This window comes from Aminobacter sp. MDW-2, assembly GCF_014250155.1.
In the GTDB taxonomy this organism is placed as follows: Bacteria; Pseudomonadota; Alphaproteobacteria; order Rhizobiales; family Rhizobiaceae; genus Aminobacter; species Aminobacter ciceronei.
Genome location: NZ_CP060197.1, coordinates 1,076,748 through 1,091,531 on the forward strand (window position 1 = coordinate 1,076,748; position 14,784 = coordinate 1,091,531).

A 14,784-nucleotide genomic window follows, 5' to 3' on the forward strand; every position below is an offset into this window, starting at 1 on the left:
CGCTCCTCCCAGCAAACTGCTTGCGCTTCTGTCTATATACGAACATACTATTCATAAATGAACCGACCTTGCAATGGGGAATCGTGGGGCCGGTCGACAGGGAGGATCTCGCGTCATGCCAAAAGGGCCGGCAAAGACCGCCAATAGCGTCGACAAGGACGAGCGCTACCGCGCACCGGCACTGGACAAGGGCCTGGACATTCTCGAGTTGCTTTCGGAGCAACCGGGTGGCCTGACCCGGGCCGAGATCGGTGAGGCGATGGGACGTGGGCCAAGCGAGGTCTACCGCATGCTCGAACGTCTGGTGGCGCGCGACTTTGTCAGCCGCTCACCAGAGGGCGACCGCTACGCGCTGACCATGAAGCTTTTCATCCTCGCCCATCGGCATCCGCCGATAAGGCGGTTGGTGGCGCGGGCTCAGCCTTTGATGGATGCATTTTCGGTGGCTGCCGGCCAGTCATGTCATCTGGTAGCGCCCGACCGCGACGCGGCGATCGTGGTGGCGCATGCCAGCCCGCCCGGCAACTGGGAATTCGGCATCCGCATCGGCGCCCATATCGATCTCCTGACCACCAGCTCGGGTCATATCTTGCTCGCCTTCCAGGACCCGCATTCGCAATCCGAGGCAGCTGCGCGCTGGGAAGGCACCAGGCAGGCAAGTGCACGTGAAAAGCTGGAGCCGATCCTGACCGGCTATCGCGATCTCGGCCACCGCGTCGGCCCGAGCCAGCAGATGCGCGCCATCGACGACATCTCGGTGCCGATCCTCTCGCCGGACGGCTACGCCATCGCCGTGCTGACCTGCCCCTACATCCTGCGGATCGACGACAGGCAGGCCGACATTGACCAGACGCTGGCATTGCTCAAGGACGTCGCGGCCAAGCTGTCGCTGTCGTAGGCGCGGGTTGGACGTTGCTTTGGCGCTGCGTAGCGCAGAGCTCGATGCTACGTACCGGCAGGCGGTTGAGGGGGCGGCTGCGCCCCTTTCAGGGAAAGTTCTGGCTCTCCTAGACCTGCGCCGAAGACGCGGTTCATCCCCCCGGCGGTACCACGCCCTTGCGCACGGCGAAGTCGGCATAGAAGCGGCGTTCCTGGGTCTGGATGACGGCATAGGCCTTCTTGGCACGCTCGTAGAAGGCGAAGCGTTCGATGCCGACCATCTTGGTGGCCGTGCCCTCGATCAGCTTGCCGACCTCACGCTGCACCTCGGGGATCTCGTCCGGCTTGCCGACCACTTCCATGCGGCCGAAGGCGTCGTCGACGAAAGTGTCGACCGGCATCACCGACAGCACCGCCTTCATGACGCTGACGATGTCGCCGTCGATGCGCAGTGGCCGGCCGAAGACGGTCTGCCTCGCCATCGCATCGGCCGGGAAATTGGCATCGGCGATAACAAGGTCGTCGCCATGGCCCATGGCGCGGAGCACGTAGAGCACGTCGGGGCCAAGCAGCGGATCGATGCCAAGGAGCATTTTTGTCACCTGAGATGCGGGTTGCGGATGCGGGGCGGCCGCACCTGAACGCCATAGTTTCCAGTCCAGAATTGCAGGCAAGTGCTTGCGCGCGCAAGCTGTCCATCTGACATTTTCGCCTTTCGCCTTTCGCCTTTCGCCTTTCGCCTTTCGCGGAAATGCGGAAAACGGACTTCCGCATTTCCGTAACACCCTAGGCGTCGCGGACGAAACCTTCGCTCGCAACGAGAAGGTTGCGCGTGTAGTCCTGCGCCACGTTTCGCGTGGCGAGGTCGCCGGCCTGCAGCCGTTCGACCTCCTGTCCGCCCTGCATCACCATCAGCCGCTCGCACATGTGGGTGATGACGCCGAGGTCGTGGCTGACCATGACGAAGGTCAGCTTGCGGTCGCGGCGCACCTGTTCGAGCAGGTTGAGCACTTCGGCCTGCACCGAAGCATCGAGGGCCGATGTCGGCTCGTCGAGCAGCAGGATCGACGGTTCGAGGATCAGCGCACGGGCGATCGCCACGCGCTGGCGCTGGCCGCCCGAGAGCTGGTGCGAGTAGCGGAAGCGGAAGCCGGAGCCGAGGCCGACCTCGTCGAGCGCGCGCTGGATGCGTTTCTCGGTGTCGCCGAAACCGTGAATGTCGAGCGGTTCGAGCAGCAACCTGTCGACGGTCTGGCGCGGGTGCAGCGAACCGTACGGGTCCTGGAACACCATCTGCACCTGACGATAGAATTCCTTGTCCCTGAGCTTGCCCAACCGCTTGCCGCTGACGTCGATGGTGCCGCTGGAGACGGGCGCGATACCGGCGACGGCGCGCAGCAGCGTCGATTTGCCCGAGCCGGATTCGCCGACGAGGCCGAAGGATTCGCCTTGCGCCACGGTCACGCTGACGTCCTTCAGCGCGACGAAATCGTCGTAGACCACACGCAGTTTGTCGATCGAGAGAGCAGGGGTCACAGCAGCCACTCCGGCTTTCGGTCGAGCACGGGCAGCGGGTGCCGGTCGGCGCCGATCTTGGGCATGCAGTTGAGCAGGCCTTGCGTGTAGGGATGCTTCGCCTGCGACAGTTCCGAGGCCTTGAGTTCCTCGACGATCTTGCCGGCATACATGACGATGACGCGGTCGCAGAAGGTCGAGACCAGGCGCAGGTCGTGGGAAATGAAGATCAGGCCCATGCCGCGGTCGATCACCAGCCGGTCTAGAATGCGCAAGATGTCGAGCTGGACAGTGACGTCGAGCGCCGAGGTCGGTTCGTCGGCGATCAGAAGTTCCGGCCCGGCAATCAGCATCATGGCGATCATGGCGCGCTGGCCCATGCCGCCCGAGACCTCGTGCGGGTAGAGGTCGTAGACCCGCTTCGGGTCGCGAATCTGGACGGCGGCGAGCATGTCGAGAGCGCGCTCGCGGGCCGCCGACTTGCTGACCTTTTCATGCGTCCGCAGCGTCTCCACGATCTGGCGGCCGATGGTCATGACCGGATCGAGCGAATATTTCGGATCCTGCAGGATCATGGCGATGCGGTTGCCACGCAGCGCCCGGCGCTCGGAGACGGAGGCCTTGAGCAGGTCGATGCCGCTGAATTCAAGCCTTCTGGCGCCGATCTCGGCTTGCTGTGGCGTCAACCCCATGATCGCGCGGCCGGTCTGCGACTTGCCCGAACCGCTTTCGCCGACGATGCCGAGCCGTTCCTGGCCGAGCGCGAAGGATACGCCGCGCACCGCTTCGACCACACCGGTGCGTGTGGGGAAGGAGACACGGAGATTTTCGACATGCAGCAACGTGCTCATTGGCCACCGCTGCGTGTGTCGAGTGCGTCGCGCAGGCCGTCGCCGAGCAGGTTGAAGCCAAGGCTGACGATGAGGATCGCAGCACCTGGTGCTGCCGCCACCCACCATTGGTCGAGGATGAAGCGGCGCCCCGAGGCGATCATCGCGCCCCATTCCGGCAGCGGCGGCTGGGCGCCGAGGCCGAGGAAGCCGAGACCGGCGGCGGTCAGAATGATGCCGGCCATGTCGAGCGTGACGCGGACGATCAGCGAAGAGATGCATAGCGGCATGATGTGGCGGAGCACGATGCGCATCGGCGAGGCACCCATCAATTTCACCGCTGCGATGTAATCGGAATTGCGCACGGTCAGCGTTTCGGCACGAGCGATGCGGGCATAGGGCGGCCACGAGGTCAGCGCGATGGCGATGATGGCGTTCTCGATGCCGGGCCCGAGGGCTGCGACGAATGCCAGGGCCAGAACCAGCTTGGGGAAGGCGAGGAAGATGTCGGTGATGCGCATCAGCACCGCGTCGATCCAGCCGCCGGCATAGCCGGCCGCCGTGCCGACCAGGAGGCCGATCGGCGCTGCGATGATCGCCACCAGCACGATGACCTGCAAGGTCAGACGCGAGCCGTAGATCAGGCGTGAAAGGATGTCGCGGCCCTGGTCGTCGGTGCCGAGCCAGTAGGTGGAGCTCGCCGGCAGCAGGCGGGCGTTCTTGAGGTCGCCAATATAGGGCGAATGCGGCGCCAGGAGTGGCGCGAAGGCGGCAACAAACAGCAGCAGAAGGATAATGCCGAGGCCGATCGCGGCAAGCCGGTTGGCGGTGAAGCGGCGCCAGGTCACATAGGCGCGGCCGAGCCGCGCCTGCAGGCGCGATTGCGGTCGGTCGGTGAGCAGCCATTCGCGGCGGGTCATGGTCGTGTCGCTCATCGGATGCGCGTCCTTGGGTCGAGCAGACGATAAAGCAGGTCGGAGAGCAGGTTGAGCGCGATGAACACCGAACCGATGATGATCGTGCCGCCCAGCACCGCGTTCATGTCGGCGTTCTGCAGCGAGTTGGTGATGTAGAGGCCGAGGCCGGGCCAGGCGAAGACGGTTTCGGTCAGGACCGAGCCTTCGAGCAGGCCGGCATAAGAAAGGGCAATGACGGTGACCAGCGGCACGGCGGCGTTGCGCAGTGCGTGGCCCCAGATGATGCGGGTTTCCGACAGGCCCTTGGCGCGGGCGGCGACGATGTATTCCTGGCTCAGCTCGTTCAGCATGAAGGAGCGCGTCATGCGGCTGATATAAGCGAGCGAGAAATAGCCGAGCAACGACGCTGGCAGGATGATGTGGGCGAAGATGTCCTTGAAGGCTGCCCAGTCGCGGTTGAGCATCGCGTCGAGCAGATAGAAGCCGGTGATCGGCGTGAAGGTGTATTCGAACACCACGTCGATGCGGCCGGGGCCGGCAGTCCAGCCGAGGCGGGCATAAAACACCAGCAGTGCCAGCAGCCCGAGCCAGAAGATCGGCACCGAATAGCCGATCAGGCCGATGATGCGGACGACCTGATCGGCGAGGCTGCCGCGCTTGACCGCGGCGAGCACGCCGAGCGGGATGCCAAGGGCTGCGCCGATGATGGTGCCGACGGTGGCGAGTTCCATCGTTGCCGGGAAGACGCGGCGAATGTCGGACATGACGGGATTGGTGGTCAGCACCGAGGTGCCGAAGTCACCTGACAGCACGCCTTTCACGTAGAGATAGAACTGCTGGTAGTAGGGCAGGTTGAAGCCCATCTGCTCGCGCGTCCGCTCGACGACGTGAGCTGGCGCCCGGTCGCCGACGATGGCGAGCACGGGGTCGATCGGCACGACCCGGCCGATGAAGAAGGTGACGGCCAGAAGGCCGAGATAGGTGGTCCCCACGATCACCGCGAAACTGGCGACCGCCTTGAGAATGGTGGAGGCGCGCCTGTTGGCGCGCCTCGCGGGCGTTTGTGTATCAGCAGTGCTCAATGGTCCGATCCTTTTGCGCACGGCCCCTTGCGGATGTCATGCGCAGACTCGAATGGCTACAGCGTCGCTTTGCGTGTTCCGGAGAACGCGCGGCGCCGTAAAGGATCATTCCTTGGTCACGGGGGCGACGAAATTCGAATCGAAGTTCGGTCCAAGCTTGTAGTTCTTGACGTTGCCGCGCAGGCCGGCGACCTCGGTCTGCTGGAAGATCAGCACGAACGGGCTGGTGTCGAGGGCTGCCTGCTGCAGTTCCTTGTACATCGTCGCACGCTTGTCGTTGTCGCGTTCCAGCAAGGCTGCCTTGGTCTTTTCGGTCAGCTCCGGCACATCCCATGCATTGCGCCAGGCCAGCGTCTTCACCGTGCCGTCGTCGGCATTGTTCGGGTTGGAGGTGAAGGTCTCGGCGTTGGAGTTCGGATCCCAGTAATCCATGCCCCACTGGCCGATATACATGTCGTGGTTGCGGGCACGGTACTTGGTCAGGGTCTGTTTGCCGTCGCCGGGGATGATCTCGACCTTCACGCCGGCCTGGCCGACCGTCTGCTGGAAGGATTCGGCAATGCCCGTCACCGGCTGGGTGTTGCGCACGTCCATGGTGACCGAGAAGCCGTCCTTCAGGCCTGCCTTTTCCAGCAGTTCCTTGGCCTTGGCGACGTCGAAGGTGAACGGGTTGGAATCGAGTGCGCCGAGCACGCCCTTGGCCTGGTAGGTCTGGCGGATTTCGCCGATGCCCTTGATCAGCGTCGAGCCGATGGCATCATAGTCGACCAGATATTTGAGCGCCTGGCGTACTTCAGGCTTGGCCAGGTTCGGGTTTTTCTGGTTGAGGCTGATGTAGTAGACGGTGCCCTTCGGCGCGCTCGTCGTGGCCAGCTCGGCATTCTTCGAAATGGCTTCCAGATCGCCCGGCTCGAGGTTGCGGGCAACATCGATGTCACCGGCTTCGAGCATCAGGCGCTGGGTCGCGCTTTCCTTGACGTGGCGGTAGATGACGCGGGCAAGCGCCGGCTTGTCGCCATAATAGTTGTCGTTGCGTTCGAGCACGAGGATCTCGTTGGCGCGCCAGTCGCGGATCTTGAACGGACCCGAGCCGGCGTAGCCGGTCTTCAGCCAGCCATTGCCGAAGTCGTTGTCGAACTTGTACTCGTCGGTCGGTGTAACAGGAGCGACATGCTCGAGCACCAGCTTGCTGTCCATCACGGCACCGACCGTGGCGGTCAGGCAGTTGAGCACGAAGGACGGCGCATAGGACTTGTCGACGGTGAAGACGAAGGTACTGTCATCGGCGGCCTTGGCCTTCTCGGTGACGTTGTCCTTGGTCAAGCCGAACTGGGTGAGGATGAAGGCCGGGCTCTTGTCGAGCTTGACCACGCGCTCGAACGACCAGGCGACGTCCTTTGCGGTGATCGGATTGCCCGATGCGAACTTCAGGCCCGACTTGAGCTTGAAGGTGTAGGTCAGGCCGTCGTCGGAGACGGTCCAGCTTTCGGCGACGCCGGGACGCACCTTGGTGGTGTCGTTGATGTCGAGACGTACCAGCATGTCATAGGCGTTGCCGAGGAATTCGGCCGGGCTGAGCTCGAAGGACTCTGCCGGGTCAAGCGTGATGGTGTCGTCGATGGCCCATGCCTGGACCAGCGTGTCGGCCGGCGTCGCCGCAAGTGCCGGCGCCGCGAAGACCATCGCCGACAGAGCGGCGCCGGCAAGCATCAGACAGAAGTGTCCGTTCATTTTACCAAGCATCATTTTTCAGTTCCCCAAGTTGACGATTATTTGTTGTTAGGCTGCCGTTTCGTGCCAGGCCGAGCGCAAGACCCTCAGCCAGTTGTCGCGGCAGATTTTCGCCAGATCGTCGTCACCGTAGCCCGCGCCGCTGAGGGCGGCAACGAGGTTCTGCAGGCCGGCGGCATCGCCGATCTCGGCCGGCACGGTGGCGCCGTCGAAGTCCGAACCCAGCGCCACGCCATCGATGCCGACATGTTCGACGAGATAGTCGATATGGCGAATCATGTCCGATAGCGGCGTGTCGACGCTCTTCAGCCCGTCCTCGCGCAGCATGGTGACGGCGAAGTTCAGGCCGACAAGGCCGTTGCTCTCACGCACCGCTGCAAGCTGCTTGTCGGTCAGGTTGCGGCTGATCGGCGTAATCGCATGAGCGTTGGAGTGGCTGACGACCAGCGGCTGGTCGCTGAGCTTGGCCACGTCCCAGAAGCCTTTCTCGGTGATGTGGGCAAGGTCGATGGCGATGCCGATGCGATTGCATTCCTTGACCAGCCTCTTGCCGGCTTCGGTCAGGCCGGGGCCGGTGTCGGGGCTCGACGGGAAGGCGAAGGGCACGCCATGGCCGAAGACGGTGTTGCGGCTCCAGACAGGGCCGAGCGAGCGCAGGCCGGCGGCATAGAACACGTCGAGTGCGGCGAGATCGGCGTCGATCGCCTCGCAGCCTTCCATGTGCAGCACGGCTGCAAACTTGCCTTCGGCACGCGCAGCGTCGATGTCGGCGCCTGTGCGGCAGATCTTCCAGCCGCCGGCGCGCTCGATCCTGAAGGCGATCGAGGCCATGTCGAGCGCAATGTCGAGCGACGGGGCGCGTTCGAGCGGCTTGCACAGCGGAATGGCGTAGTGGCCGTTTTCGTCGCGCTGCTCGTCGGGCATGCTGGCCGAGGTGATGTAAATGGCGCAGAGGCCGCCGGCGAGGCCGCCCTTTGCGGCGCGCGGCATGTCGATGTGGCCCTGGCGGGTGCCGTCGATGAACTCGGCCACCGGATCGGCGCCCTTGGCGGCGTTCTGCCACAACCGGAAAAGGACGTCGTTGTGACCGTCGAATACTGCCTGCATTACTCACTCCTGTAAGTGGAAGGCAGTTGAAGGATGCCGGGCGAGGGGAGTCAACATGTGCCAACGGGCACCCGATGGGTCGAAGCCGCGGTTCCGCTGGGGAAGCCCTATCCAGGACCAACACTAAGCCATGCCTGGACCACTCGCGCCTGAATCGGCCGCCACGGTCCTCAAACAGGCTCGATATGAGGGGTTGACCGCCCTCGGCTGCCGCCGGGGCTGACGCAGCGGCAGTGATTGGCTCTGGCTGGACGTTGTGCGCTGGCGCTTTTTTGTGCAGGCGGGTCGGGTGCGGTCGATGAGCCGTGCATCACATTGCCAATCCAATCACAGGACATACTCATTATGACAGAAGGCAGTCTTCTTGATCATGCACTCGTGCGCCTCGACGAGGCGGCAAAACACCTGAACGTCGACGCCGACGTGATCGAGAAACTGAAGTTCGCCCGCGAGACGACCAAGGCACGGCTGATGATCCGCATGGACGACGGCTCGCGAAAATCGTTCCTCTCGTGGCGCTGCCGTTATGACGACACCCGTGGCCCGACCAAGGGCGGCATCCGTTTCCATCCGGAATCGACCGCCGACGAGGTCGAGATGCTGGCGTTCTGGATGACCTTCAAATGCGCCGTGATGAACCTGCCCTATGGCGGCGGCAAGGGTGCTGTGCAGGTCGACCCGCGCAAGCTGTCCAAAGCCGAGTTGGAGCGCCTGTCGCGTGCCTACATGCAGGCCTTCGCCCGCATCATCGGGCCCGACCGCGACATCCCGGCACCAGACGTCTACACCAACTCGATGATCATGGGCTGGATGGCCGACGAGTACGCCCAGATCGTCGGTCAGGCTTCGCCCGCCGTCATCACCGGCAAGCCGCTGGCGCTGGGCGGCTCGCTCGGCCGCGGCGACGCCACCGCGCGAGGCGGCTTCTATCTCGTGCGGCACCTCGCCGACGAACTCGGGCTCAAGGGCAGCCTGCGCATTGCCGTGCAAGGCTTTGGCAATGCTGGCCAGCATATCGCCCGCCTGCTTGCCTCGGACGGCCACAAGATCATTGCCGTGTCGGATTCGGAAGGTGCCGTGCATGCATCCGACGGCCTCGACCTCGACCGCCTGTTTGCGGCCAAGAACAGCGCCCGTTCGGTGACCTCGACCGCCGGTCAACACGGTCATGAGCTGCTTGCCGGCGACGCGCTCGTCGGCGTCGACTGCGATATCCTGGTGCCGTCGGCGCTGGAAAACATGATCCGCGTCGACAACGCCGACAGCGTCAAGGCGCGCATCGTGCTCGAGCTCGCCAACGGTCCGGTGACCTCGGAAGCCGACGCCATCCTGGAAAAGAAGGGCATCGTCGTGCTGCCCGACATCCTGGCGAACGCCGGCGGCGTCACCGTCTCCTATTTCGAATGGGTGCAGAACCGCCAGGGCTTCTACTGGCAGATCGAGGAGATTCACGACCGGCTGCGCGCCATCATGGAACGCGAGGGCCGCGCCATCTGGGACGTCGCCAGCAAGAAGGAGATCTCGGTGCGGACAGCCGCCTATGTGCATGCGCTCGGCCGTCTCGCTGAGGCGATCGAGGCGCACGGCACGCAGAGCTACTTCGACAGCTGAGCCACGCCGAGGTGTAGCGCCGGGCCATTCGGCCCGGCGGTCCGTCTTTCATATTCATTTGTCAGGCCGGTGCCCTGCTCTGGCCTGCTATTTTCCGGTTGAAGCGCCGAATTGGTGCGATTAGGGCTATTGCCGGAAAATCCCCACAACCCTTGCCTTCCAGGCAGACCCGGCGGCCCGATTATGTCCTTCATTCCCGATTGGTCGACCATCATCCAGTTCGCGATCGCAACCTTCATCATCGCGATCACGCCCGGACCCGACATGACCCTGTTCGTCGGCCGCGCGTTGTCGGAAGGCCGCAAGGCCGGCTTTGCCTGCATGGCAGGCGCGATGACCGGCATCGTCATCCACACCACGCTGGTGGCGCTTGGCCTCTCGGCCCTGATCGTCGCTTCGCCGCAAGCCTTCATGGCGCTCAAGGTCGTCGGTGCCGGCTACCTGGTCTGGCTCGCCTTCCAGGCGATCACCAAGGGTTCGGCGTTTTCGCCCGACACCACCAAGCGTGCGCCGCGCTCTGTGTTCCAGAACTGGGCCACCGGCCTCGGCATCAATCTGCTCAACCCGAAGATCATCCTGTTCTTCATGACGTTCCTGCCGCAGTTCGTCTCGGCCCACGACACCAACGCGCCGGGCAAGCTGTTCTTCCTCGGTGCGATGTTCATCGTCCTGTCGCTGCCGGTGACGGCGCCGATGGTGATTGCCGCCGACAAATTCGCCGGGCTGCTCAAGAAGAGTCCGCGCGTGACGCGCATCGTCGACTATCTGTTTGCAGGGGTGTTCTCGGCCTTCGCGCTGAAGATCCTCACGGCGCAGGCGAAGTAGGGGTATTCCTGAGCGCGCCGGCGAAGCGGCCGGTAACGAACCAGTAGGCGATGCCGCCGACCAAACCGCTGCCGATGATCGACACCGGCCAGAGCGGATCGCGATAGGCGAAGCCGCCGTCGCCGCTCTGGTAGGCGACGCCTATGAAGACCAGCGCCACGAAGCCGCCGGCAAGGGCGTAGAACAGCCAGTCGCGCTTGCCGAGCAATTCGGCGAGCAGCATGACGACGACTGCCGGCACGAAGCCGAAATAGGCGACGAACAGCGCGATGAACGGAATGGTGAAGACCATCGAGCCGCTGGCTACCTCGGGCGGTATGTCGGTGGCTATCAGGCCCGCAACGCCAAGGAACACAACGTTGAGGAAGGCGCTGGCGGCAATGGACGCCGCGGCATAGCCCAGCACCATGTGGGCGAATTTGCCGAGATAGACGAGGACGCGGCTCACGCCTCGCCGTGTCCCGCGATCATCATCGCCTCGAGCGCCAGGCGCTCGCTCTTCTTCATGCGCTCGGATTCCGACTTGAGCTGGCCGCAGGCGGCGAGGATGTCACGGCCGCGCGGGGTGCGGATCGGCGAGGCATAGCCGGCATTGTTGATGTAGTCGGCGAACTTCTCGATCGTTTCCCAGTCCGAGCACTGATAGTTGGTGCCGGGCCATGGATTGAACGGGATCAGATTGATCTTGGCCGGCACGCCCTTGAGCAGCTTGACCAGCGCCTTGGCATCTTCGAGGCTGTCGTTGACGTCCTTCAGCATCACATATTCGAAGGTGATGCGGCGGGCGTTCGACAGGCCGGGATAGTTGCGGCAGGCGTCGACCAGCTCCTTGAGCGGGTACTTCTTGTTGATCGGCACCAGCAGGTCGCGCAGGTCGTCATTGGTGGCGTGCAGCGAGATCGCCAGCATGACGCCGATTTCCTCGCCGGTGCGGAAGATTTCCGGCACGACACCCGAGGTCGACAGCGTGATGCGGCGCTTGGACAGCGCCAGCCCGTCGCCATCGGAGGCAATCAGCAGCGCCTTCTTGACCGCCTCGAAATTGTACAGCGGCTCGCCCATGCCCATCATGACGATGTTGGAGACCTTGCGGCCCTCGGCCGGAACAATGGCGCCGGCGGGCGTGTCGCGGTCGGGGAAATCGCCGAGCCGATCGCGTGCCGTCATCAGCTGCGCCAGGATCTCTTCCGCCGTCAGGTTGCGCACCAGCTTCTGGGTTCCGGTGTGGCAGAACGAGCAGGTCAGCGTGCAGCCGACCTGCGACGAGATGCACAGCGTGCCGCGGCCTTCCTCGGGGATGTAGACGGTCTCGATTTCAACCGGGCGACCGGCGCCTCGCGGCGGGAAACGGAACAGCCACTTGCGCGTGCCGTCCGAGGAAATCTGCTCCTCGACGATCTCCGGCCGCGCGATTGTGAAGTGCTTGGCGAGCTCGGCGCGCAGGTCCTTGGAGATGTTGAACATGTCGGCGAAGTCGGAGACGCCGCGGACATAAAGCCAGTGCCAGAGCTGCTGGACACGCATCTTGGCCTGGCGTTCGGGGACGACGCCTGACGTAACGAGCGCTTCGGCAAGCTCCTCGCGGGTGAGGCCGATCAGTTCGCCCTTGACGGGCGCGGCCGCACGGGCGCGCAACGCGTCACGGGTAGCATCGGTGGTAAGGTCGAGCGAAAGGGTCATTCGGGCTCAGCTAGCTGTAGATATCGGAAAATGTAGGATTTTGGCGCGACATATCACAGGTCTGGCGCTGCGTCACGTTTTGGCGGCCATGCATTTGTGCCGCAGCTTTGCAGTCTGTTAGGCAATGGCTGGGATGCTGGCCCGATGAGCAACATCCTTAACGTTGTCCTGGTGGCGCTCGTCGTCAATCTTGCGGCGTTCGCTGCCTTCTGGCGCGACAAGTATCTGGCCCGCGCCGGCGGCCGGCGCATCCCCGAGAAAACCCTGCTCTGGCTCGCCTTCGCCGGTGGCAGCCTGGGTGCCTTGTCGGCCCAGCACCTGTTCCGACACAAGACCCGCAAGGAGCCGTTCCGATCGCGGCTCTACACAATTGTCATCGCGCATGCGGTCGCCATTGCCGTACTGGCGATCTGGCTGATCGCGCCGCAATGGGCCTCGGGGTTGCTTGATGCGCTGAGCCGGCCGGCCGTGTCTTAGGCCGAAGATGTTTCAGGCGGTTGGGCGGAGCACCAGGCGGTAGCGCTGCTCTGGCCGGCCGCTGCGTTGGTGTGGCACCGGTTCGCCCAGGCGCCGCCAGCCGAGACGTTCGTAAAGCCGGACGGCGCGCTCATTGTCCGAATAGACCGCGAGTTCGGCCGCATCGAAGCCGCGCTCGCGCAGCAGCGCTGCGATGCCGGCCAGCAATTCGACTGCCGCGCCCTTGCCCCAATGGTCCGGGTCGACGCCGAAATAGTGCAGTTCCGCCACGTTGCCATCTCCCGGCATCGGCGCAATGGCACCGAAGGCAACAGCGGTCCCATTGGTGGCCTCGGCGATGGCGAGCAGAGCCCGCTCCGAGCTGGCGAGCACCCGCGAAATGATCGGCCGCGCCTCGTCGAGCGTCGCCACATCAGGATCGTTGTCGCGCACCGCCGTCGCCCGCGCCCAGATGATCGCGGCCCGGTCGAGCTGGCTACTGGTCCCGTCAATGATCCTGTGCATCTGCAGACCCCGGCTCCTGTCGCAAAAAAGCCGGGCGATCGGGCCGCCCGGCTTTCGAAAACCTGTCTTGCGTCTGCGCTTACTTGCAGGTGGTGATCGACGTCAGCGCCGCCGAAATGCCCTTGAGCGAGAAGACGTAATTGGTCGGGTTGCCACGGCCTGATTTGGCCGAGACCTTCATGTCCGAGCCGCCCTTCATGGCGCTGATCAGGGCAGGTTCCTCGGCTGCGTTCTCGACCCAGGCCGACTTTCCCTTGGTGAACATCGAGAACGACTTGTCGCCGATGGTGACGGTGACCTTGGAGTTTTCCTGGAAATTGTAGCCGGCGATGAACTGCGGCTCGAAGGAAACCTTCTGGCCGGGGCGCTGGCTGACGAAGAAGAACATGTCGCCATGGTCGAGCGTCGACGGCTGCTTGTCGGTCGGCACCGTCAGCACGTAGCAGACCTTGCCGTTCTGCGCCTGGTAGCTGTAGGTGCCCCAGGCGTTGTGCTGGCCGATCTTGGTCGCCGACTGGGCGAGCGCCGGCATTGCCGACACTGCAAGCACCAGACCCGAAATTGTAGCTATCAAACCGCGCATCGTTTTTCCTGTAGTTCAAATGGAGCGGGGCAGGCCGACTGCGCGCCCGCCCGTTCGCTTCATTTTGATTTAATCTGGGTTACCAAAGGGTGAATGCTTTTCAGAAAGGACATTCATCGCATGGAACCCCGCCGAACTGCCCATCGTGGACGGGCACCTTGTCCCTGACGTGGTTGAAAACCACGAAAACGGCAAGAGTTTGACTTTTCGTTTCAGGATGAAACAAGCGGGCAGCGCTGTCATTGGTCCTGTGACAGCGCTTCCTTCGCGGCAAGGCGGTGGGCCGGTGTCATGTGCGCCCGGACCGCCGTGATCGCAGCGGTCAGCACGGCGATGTCGTCGGTGAAGCCGAGGCCCAGTATGACATCGGGAATGGTGTCGACCGGCAGGATGAAATAGCCGAGCGCCGCCAACAGGATACCTTTGGCTCGCAGCGGCGTGTCCTTGTCCAGCGCGCAATAATAGGCCGCCACCACCTCTTCCATGAAAGGCACGTGGCGGGCAGCGCGCTTGGCGGTGCGCCAGAACTTCTCGCGCACCTCGGCTTCGCTTGCCGGAGCGCCGTTCACGCCGCCGCGAAAGCTGTCAAAGCCGGGAAACTTCACCATCCAGACAATCTCCTTTGCCCGAACTCTATCTTCTCACGCTTGCCGGAAACCGGTTCCGGTTTCGGTGCCAATGCGCGATCAAAGATGTGGGAAGGTTCGGTCCCCTCTGCAAGATGCCGGCCTCAGGAACCGAAATAGCCGTTCATGCGCTTGGCCAGCTTGAAATCCAGCTCGGTCAGCCCGCCGGCGTCGTGGGTGTTCAGCGTGACGTCGACCGTCTTGTAGACATTCGACCAATCGGGGTGGTGGTCGAGCTGTTCTGCCGCCATGGCGACGCGGGTCATGAAGGCGAAGGCCTCACTGAAGTTCTTGAACACGAAGCTGCGCGACATCGACAACCCGTCGGCGGCGAGTGTCCAGCCGCCGAGCGCGTCGAGCGCTGCCTTCAGCTCCTGCTGTCCAAGTTTCTCTCTGGCCATTTCATGCTCCCGTGAT

General features: G+C 63.7%; 17 protein-coding genes. 4 read left to right on the plus strand and 13 right to left on the minus strand.

Features of this window, described 5'->3' with window-relative positions:
• Positions 1 to 115: 115 nt before the first annotated feature.
• Positions 116 to 898 (plus strand): IclR family transcriptional regulator, encoded by a 783-nt coding sequence (locus tag H5P29_RS05210; protein ID WP_154386294.1) that lies wholly within the window; start codon positions 116 to 118, stop codon positions 896 to 898.
• Positions 899 to 1,031: 133 nt separating this feature from the next.
• On the opposite strand, the gene H5P29_RS05215 is transcribed toward H5P29_RS05210, so the two are convergent.
• From H5P29_RS05215 to H5P29_RS05245, 7 genes are all read right to left on the minus strand, one after another.
• Positions 1,032 to 1,472: an RbsD/FucU family protein gene (locus H5P29_RS05215; protein WP_067955975.1), complete on the minus strand. Its 441-nt coding sequence runs from the start codon at positions 1,470 to 1,472 to the stop codon at positions 1,032 to 1,034.
• Between the two features lie 193 nt (positions 1,473 to 1,665).
• A complete protein-coding gene (locus tag H5P29_RS05220; protein WP_067955977.1) occupies positions 1,666 to 2,415 on the minus strand; it encodes an ABC transporter ATP-binding protein in 750 nt (249 codons plus the stop codon).
• Complete coding sequence (locus H5P29_RS05225; protein WP_067955980.1) at positions 2,412 to 3,245, minus strand: ABC transporter ATP-binding protein; 834 nt, start codon at positions 3,243 to 3,245, stop codon at positions 2,412 to 2,414. Before H5P29_RS05225 ends, H5P29_RS05220 begins: the two co-directional genes overlap by 4 nt.
• Entirely contained in the window at positions 3,242 to 4,144 is a 903-nt protein-coding gene (gene nikC / locus H5P29_RS05230) for a nickel transporter permease (protein WP_067965920.1), read from the minus strand. The genes H5P29_RS05225 and nikC overlap by 4 nt, the downstream gene beginning before the upstream one ends.
• Positions 4,145 to 4,155: 11 nt before the next feature.
• A complete protein-coding gene (locus H5P29_RS05235; RefSeq protein ID WP_154386296.1) occupies positions 4,156 to 5,223 on the minus strand; it encodes an ABC transporter permease in 1,068 nt (355 codons plus the stop codon).
• Between the two features lie 105 nt (positions 5,224 to 5,328).
• Complete coding sequence (locus tag H5P29_RS05240) at positions 5,329 to 6,966, minus strand: ABC transporter substrate-binding protein (protein WP_083948721.1); 1,638 nt, start codon at positions 6,964 to 6,966, stop codon at positions 5,329 to 5,331.
• A gap of 36 nt (positions 6,967 to 7,002) precedes the next feature.
• Positions 7,003 to 8,061, minus strand: coding sequence for a dipeptidase (locus tag H5P29_RS05245; RefSeq protein ID WP_154386297.1), 1,059 nt, complete (start codon positions 8,059 to 8,061; stop codon positions 7,003 to 7,005).
• A 345-nt stretch (positions 8,062 to 8,406) separates the two neighbouring features.
• Here H5P29_RS05245 and H5P29_RS05250 point away from each other — a divergent pair, with 345 nt between their 5' ends.
• The gene (locus tag H5P29_RS05250) at positions 8,407 to 9,672 is read left to right on the plus strand and encodes a Glu/Leu/Phe/Val dehydrogenase (RefSeq protein WP_067955989.1); all 1,266 of its coding nucleotides are present in this window, start codon (positions 8,407 to 8,409) and stop codon (positions 9,670 to 9,672) included.
• Positions 9,673 to 9,855: 183 nt separating this feature from the next.
• Complete coding sequence (locus H5P29_RS05255) at positions 9,856 to 10,497, plus strand: LysE family translocator (protein WP_067955991.1); 642 nt, start codon at positions 9,856 to 9,858, stop codon at positions 10,495 to 10,497.
• On the opposite strand, the gene H5P29_RS05260 is transcribed toward H5P29_RS05255, so the two are convergent.
• Positions 10,478 to 10,945, minus strand: a complete 468-nt coding sequence (locus H5P29_RS05260; RefSeq protein ID WP_182574028.1) for a hypothetical protein — start codon at positions 10,943 to 10,945, stop codon at positions 10,478 to 10,480. The two genes, H5P29_RS05255 and H5P29_RS05260, sit on opposite strands and share 20 nt — an antisense overlap.
• A complete protein-coding gene (gene rlmN / locus H5P29_RS05265; protein ID WP_067955995.1) occupies positions 10,942 to 12,177 on the minus strand; it encodes a 23S rRNA (adenine(2503)-C(2))-methyltransferase RlmN in 1,236 nt (411 codons plus the stop codon). Before rlmN ends, H5P29_RS05260 begins: the two co-directional genes overlap by 4 nt.
• 144 nt (positions 12,178 to 12,321) lie before the next feature.
• On the opposite strand from rlmN, the gene H5P29_RS05270 reads away from it, so the two are divergent.
• Positions 12,322 to 12,654 carry a DUF1294 domain-containing protein gene (locus H5P29_RS05270; RefSeq protein ID WP_067955997.1) on the plus strand — a complete coding sequence of 111 codons (333 nt, stop codon included), beginning with the start codon at positions 12,322 to 12,324 and terminating at the stop codon, positions 12,652 to 12,654.
• A gap of 12 nt (positions 12,655 to 12,666) precedes the next feature.
• Here the strand turns inward: H5P29_RS05270 and H5P29_RS05275 are convergent, their stop codons facing one another.
• The 4 genes from H5P29_RS05275 to H5P29_RS05290 form a co-directional block, all read right to left on the minus strand.
• Positions 12,667 to 13,158, minus strand: coding sequence for a GNAT family N-acetyltransferase (locus H5P29_RS05275; protein ID WP_154386298.1), 492 nt, complete (start codon positions 13,156 to 13,158; stop codon positions 12,667 to 12,669).
• Between the two features lie 79 nt (positions 13,159 to 13,237).
• Positions 13,238 to 13,741, minus strand: a complete 504-nt coding sequence (locus H5P29_RS05280; protein ID WP_067956001.1) for an invasion associated locus B family protein — start codon at positions 13,739 to 13,741, stop codon at positions 13,238 to 13,240.
• A gap of 239 nt (positions 13,742 to 13,980) precedes the next feature.
• A complete protein-coding gene (locus H5P29_RS05285; RefSeq protein WP_154386299.1) occupies positions 13,981 to 14,349 on the minus strand; it encodes a YkvA family protein in 369 nt (122 codons plus the stop codon).
• Between the two features lie 122 nt (positions 14,350 to 14,471).
• A complete protein-coding gene (locus H5P29_RS05290; protein WP_067956005.1) occupies positions 14,472 to 14,768 on the minus strand; it encodes a 4a-hydroxytetrahydrobiopterin dehydratase in 297 nt (98 codons plus the stop codon).
• Between the last annotated feature and the right edge of the window lie 16 nt (positions 14,769 to 14,784).

What these genes read in the sequence shown, in the direction of transcription:
- H5P29_RS05210 (WP_154386294.1), top strand. Translation starts at nt 116, where the DNA reads ATGCCAAAAGGGCCGGCAAAGACCGCCAATAGCGTCGACAAGGACGAG.
- H5P29_RS05215 (WP_067955975.1), bottom strand. Translation starts at nt 1,472, where the DNA reads ATGCTCCTTGGCATCGATCCGCTGCTTGGCCCCGACGTGCTCTACGTG.
- H5P29_RS05225 (WP_067955980.1), bottom strand. Translation starts at nt 3,245, where the DNA reads ATGAGCACGTTGCTGCATGTCGAAAATCTCCGTGTCTCCTTCCCCACA.
- nikC (WP_067965920.1), bottom strand. Translation starts at nt 4,144, where the DNA reads ATGACCCGCCGCGAATGGCTGCTCACCGACCGACCGCAATCGCGCCTG.
- H5P29_RS05240 (WP_083948721.1), bottom strand. Translation starts at nt 6,966, where the DNA reads ATGCTTGGTAAAATGAACGGACACTTCTGTCTGATGCTTGCCGGCGCC.
- H5P29_RS05245 (WP_154386297.1), bottom strand. Translation starts at nt 8,061, where the DNA reads ATGCAGGCAGTATTCGACGGTCACAACGACGTCCTTTTCCGGTTGTGG.
- H5P29_RS05250 (WP_067955989.1), top strand. Translation starts at nt 8,407, where the DNA reads ATGACAGAAGGCAGTCTTCTTGATCATGCACTCGTGCGCCTCGACGAG.
- H5P29_RS05255 (WP_067955991.1), top strand. Translation starts at nt 9,856, where the DNA reads ATGTCCTTCATTCCCGATTGGTCGACCATCATCCAGTTCGCGATCGCA.
- rlmN (WP_067955995.1), bottom strand. Translation starts at nt 12,177, where the DNA reads ATGACCCTTTCGCTCGACCTTACCACCGATGCTACCCGTGACGCGTTG.
- H5P29_RS05270 (WP_067955997.1), top strand. Translation starts at nt 12,322, where the DNA reads ATGAGCAACATCCTTAACGTTGTCCTGGTGGCGCTCGTCGTCAATCTT.
- H5P29_RS05275 (WP_154386298.1), bottom strand. Translation starts at nt 13,158, where the DNA reads ATGCACAGGATCATTGACGGGACCAGTAGCCAGCTCGACCGGGCCGCG.
- H5P29_RS05280 (WP_067956001.1), bottom strand. Translation starts at nt 13,741, where the DNA reads ATGCGCGGTTTGATAGCTACAATTTCGGGTCTGGTGCTTGCAGTGTCG.
- H5P29_RS05285 (WP_154386299.1), bottom strand. Translation starts at nt 14,349, where the DNA reads ATGGTGAAGTTTCCCGGCTTTGACAGCTTTCGCGGCGGCGTGAACGGC.
- H5P29_RS05290 (WP_067956005.1), bottom strand. Translation starts at nt 14,768, where the DNA reads ATGGCCAGAGAGAAACTTGGACAGCAGGAGCTGAAGGCAGCGCTCGAC.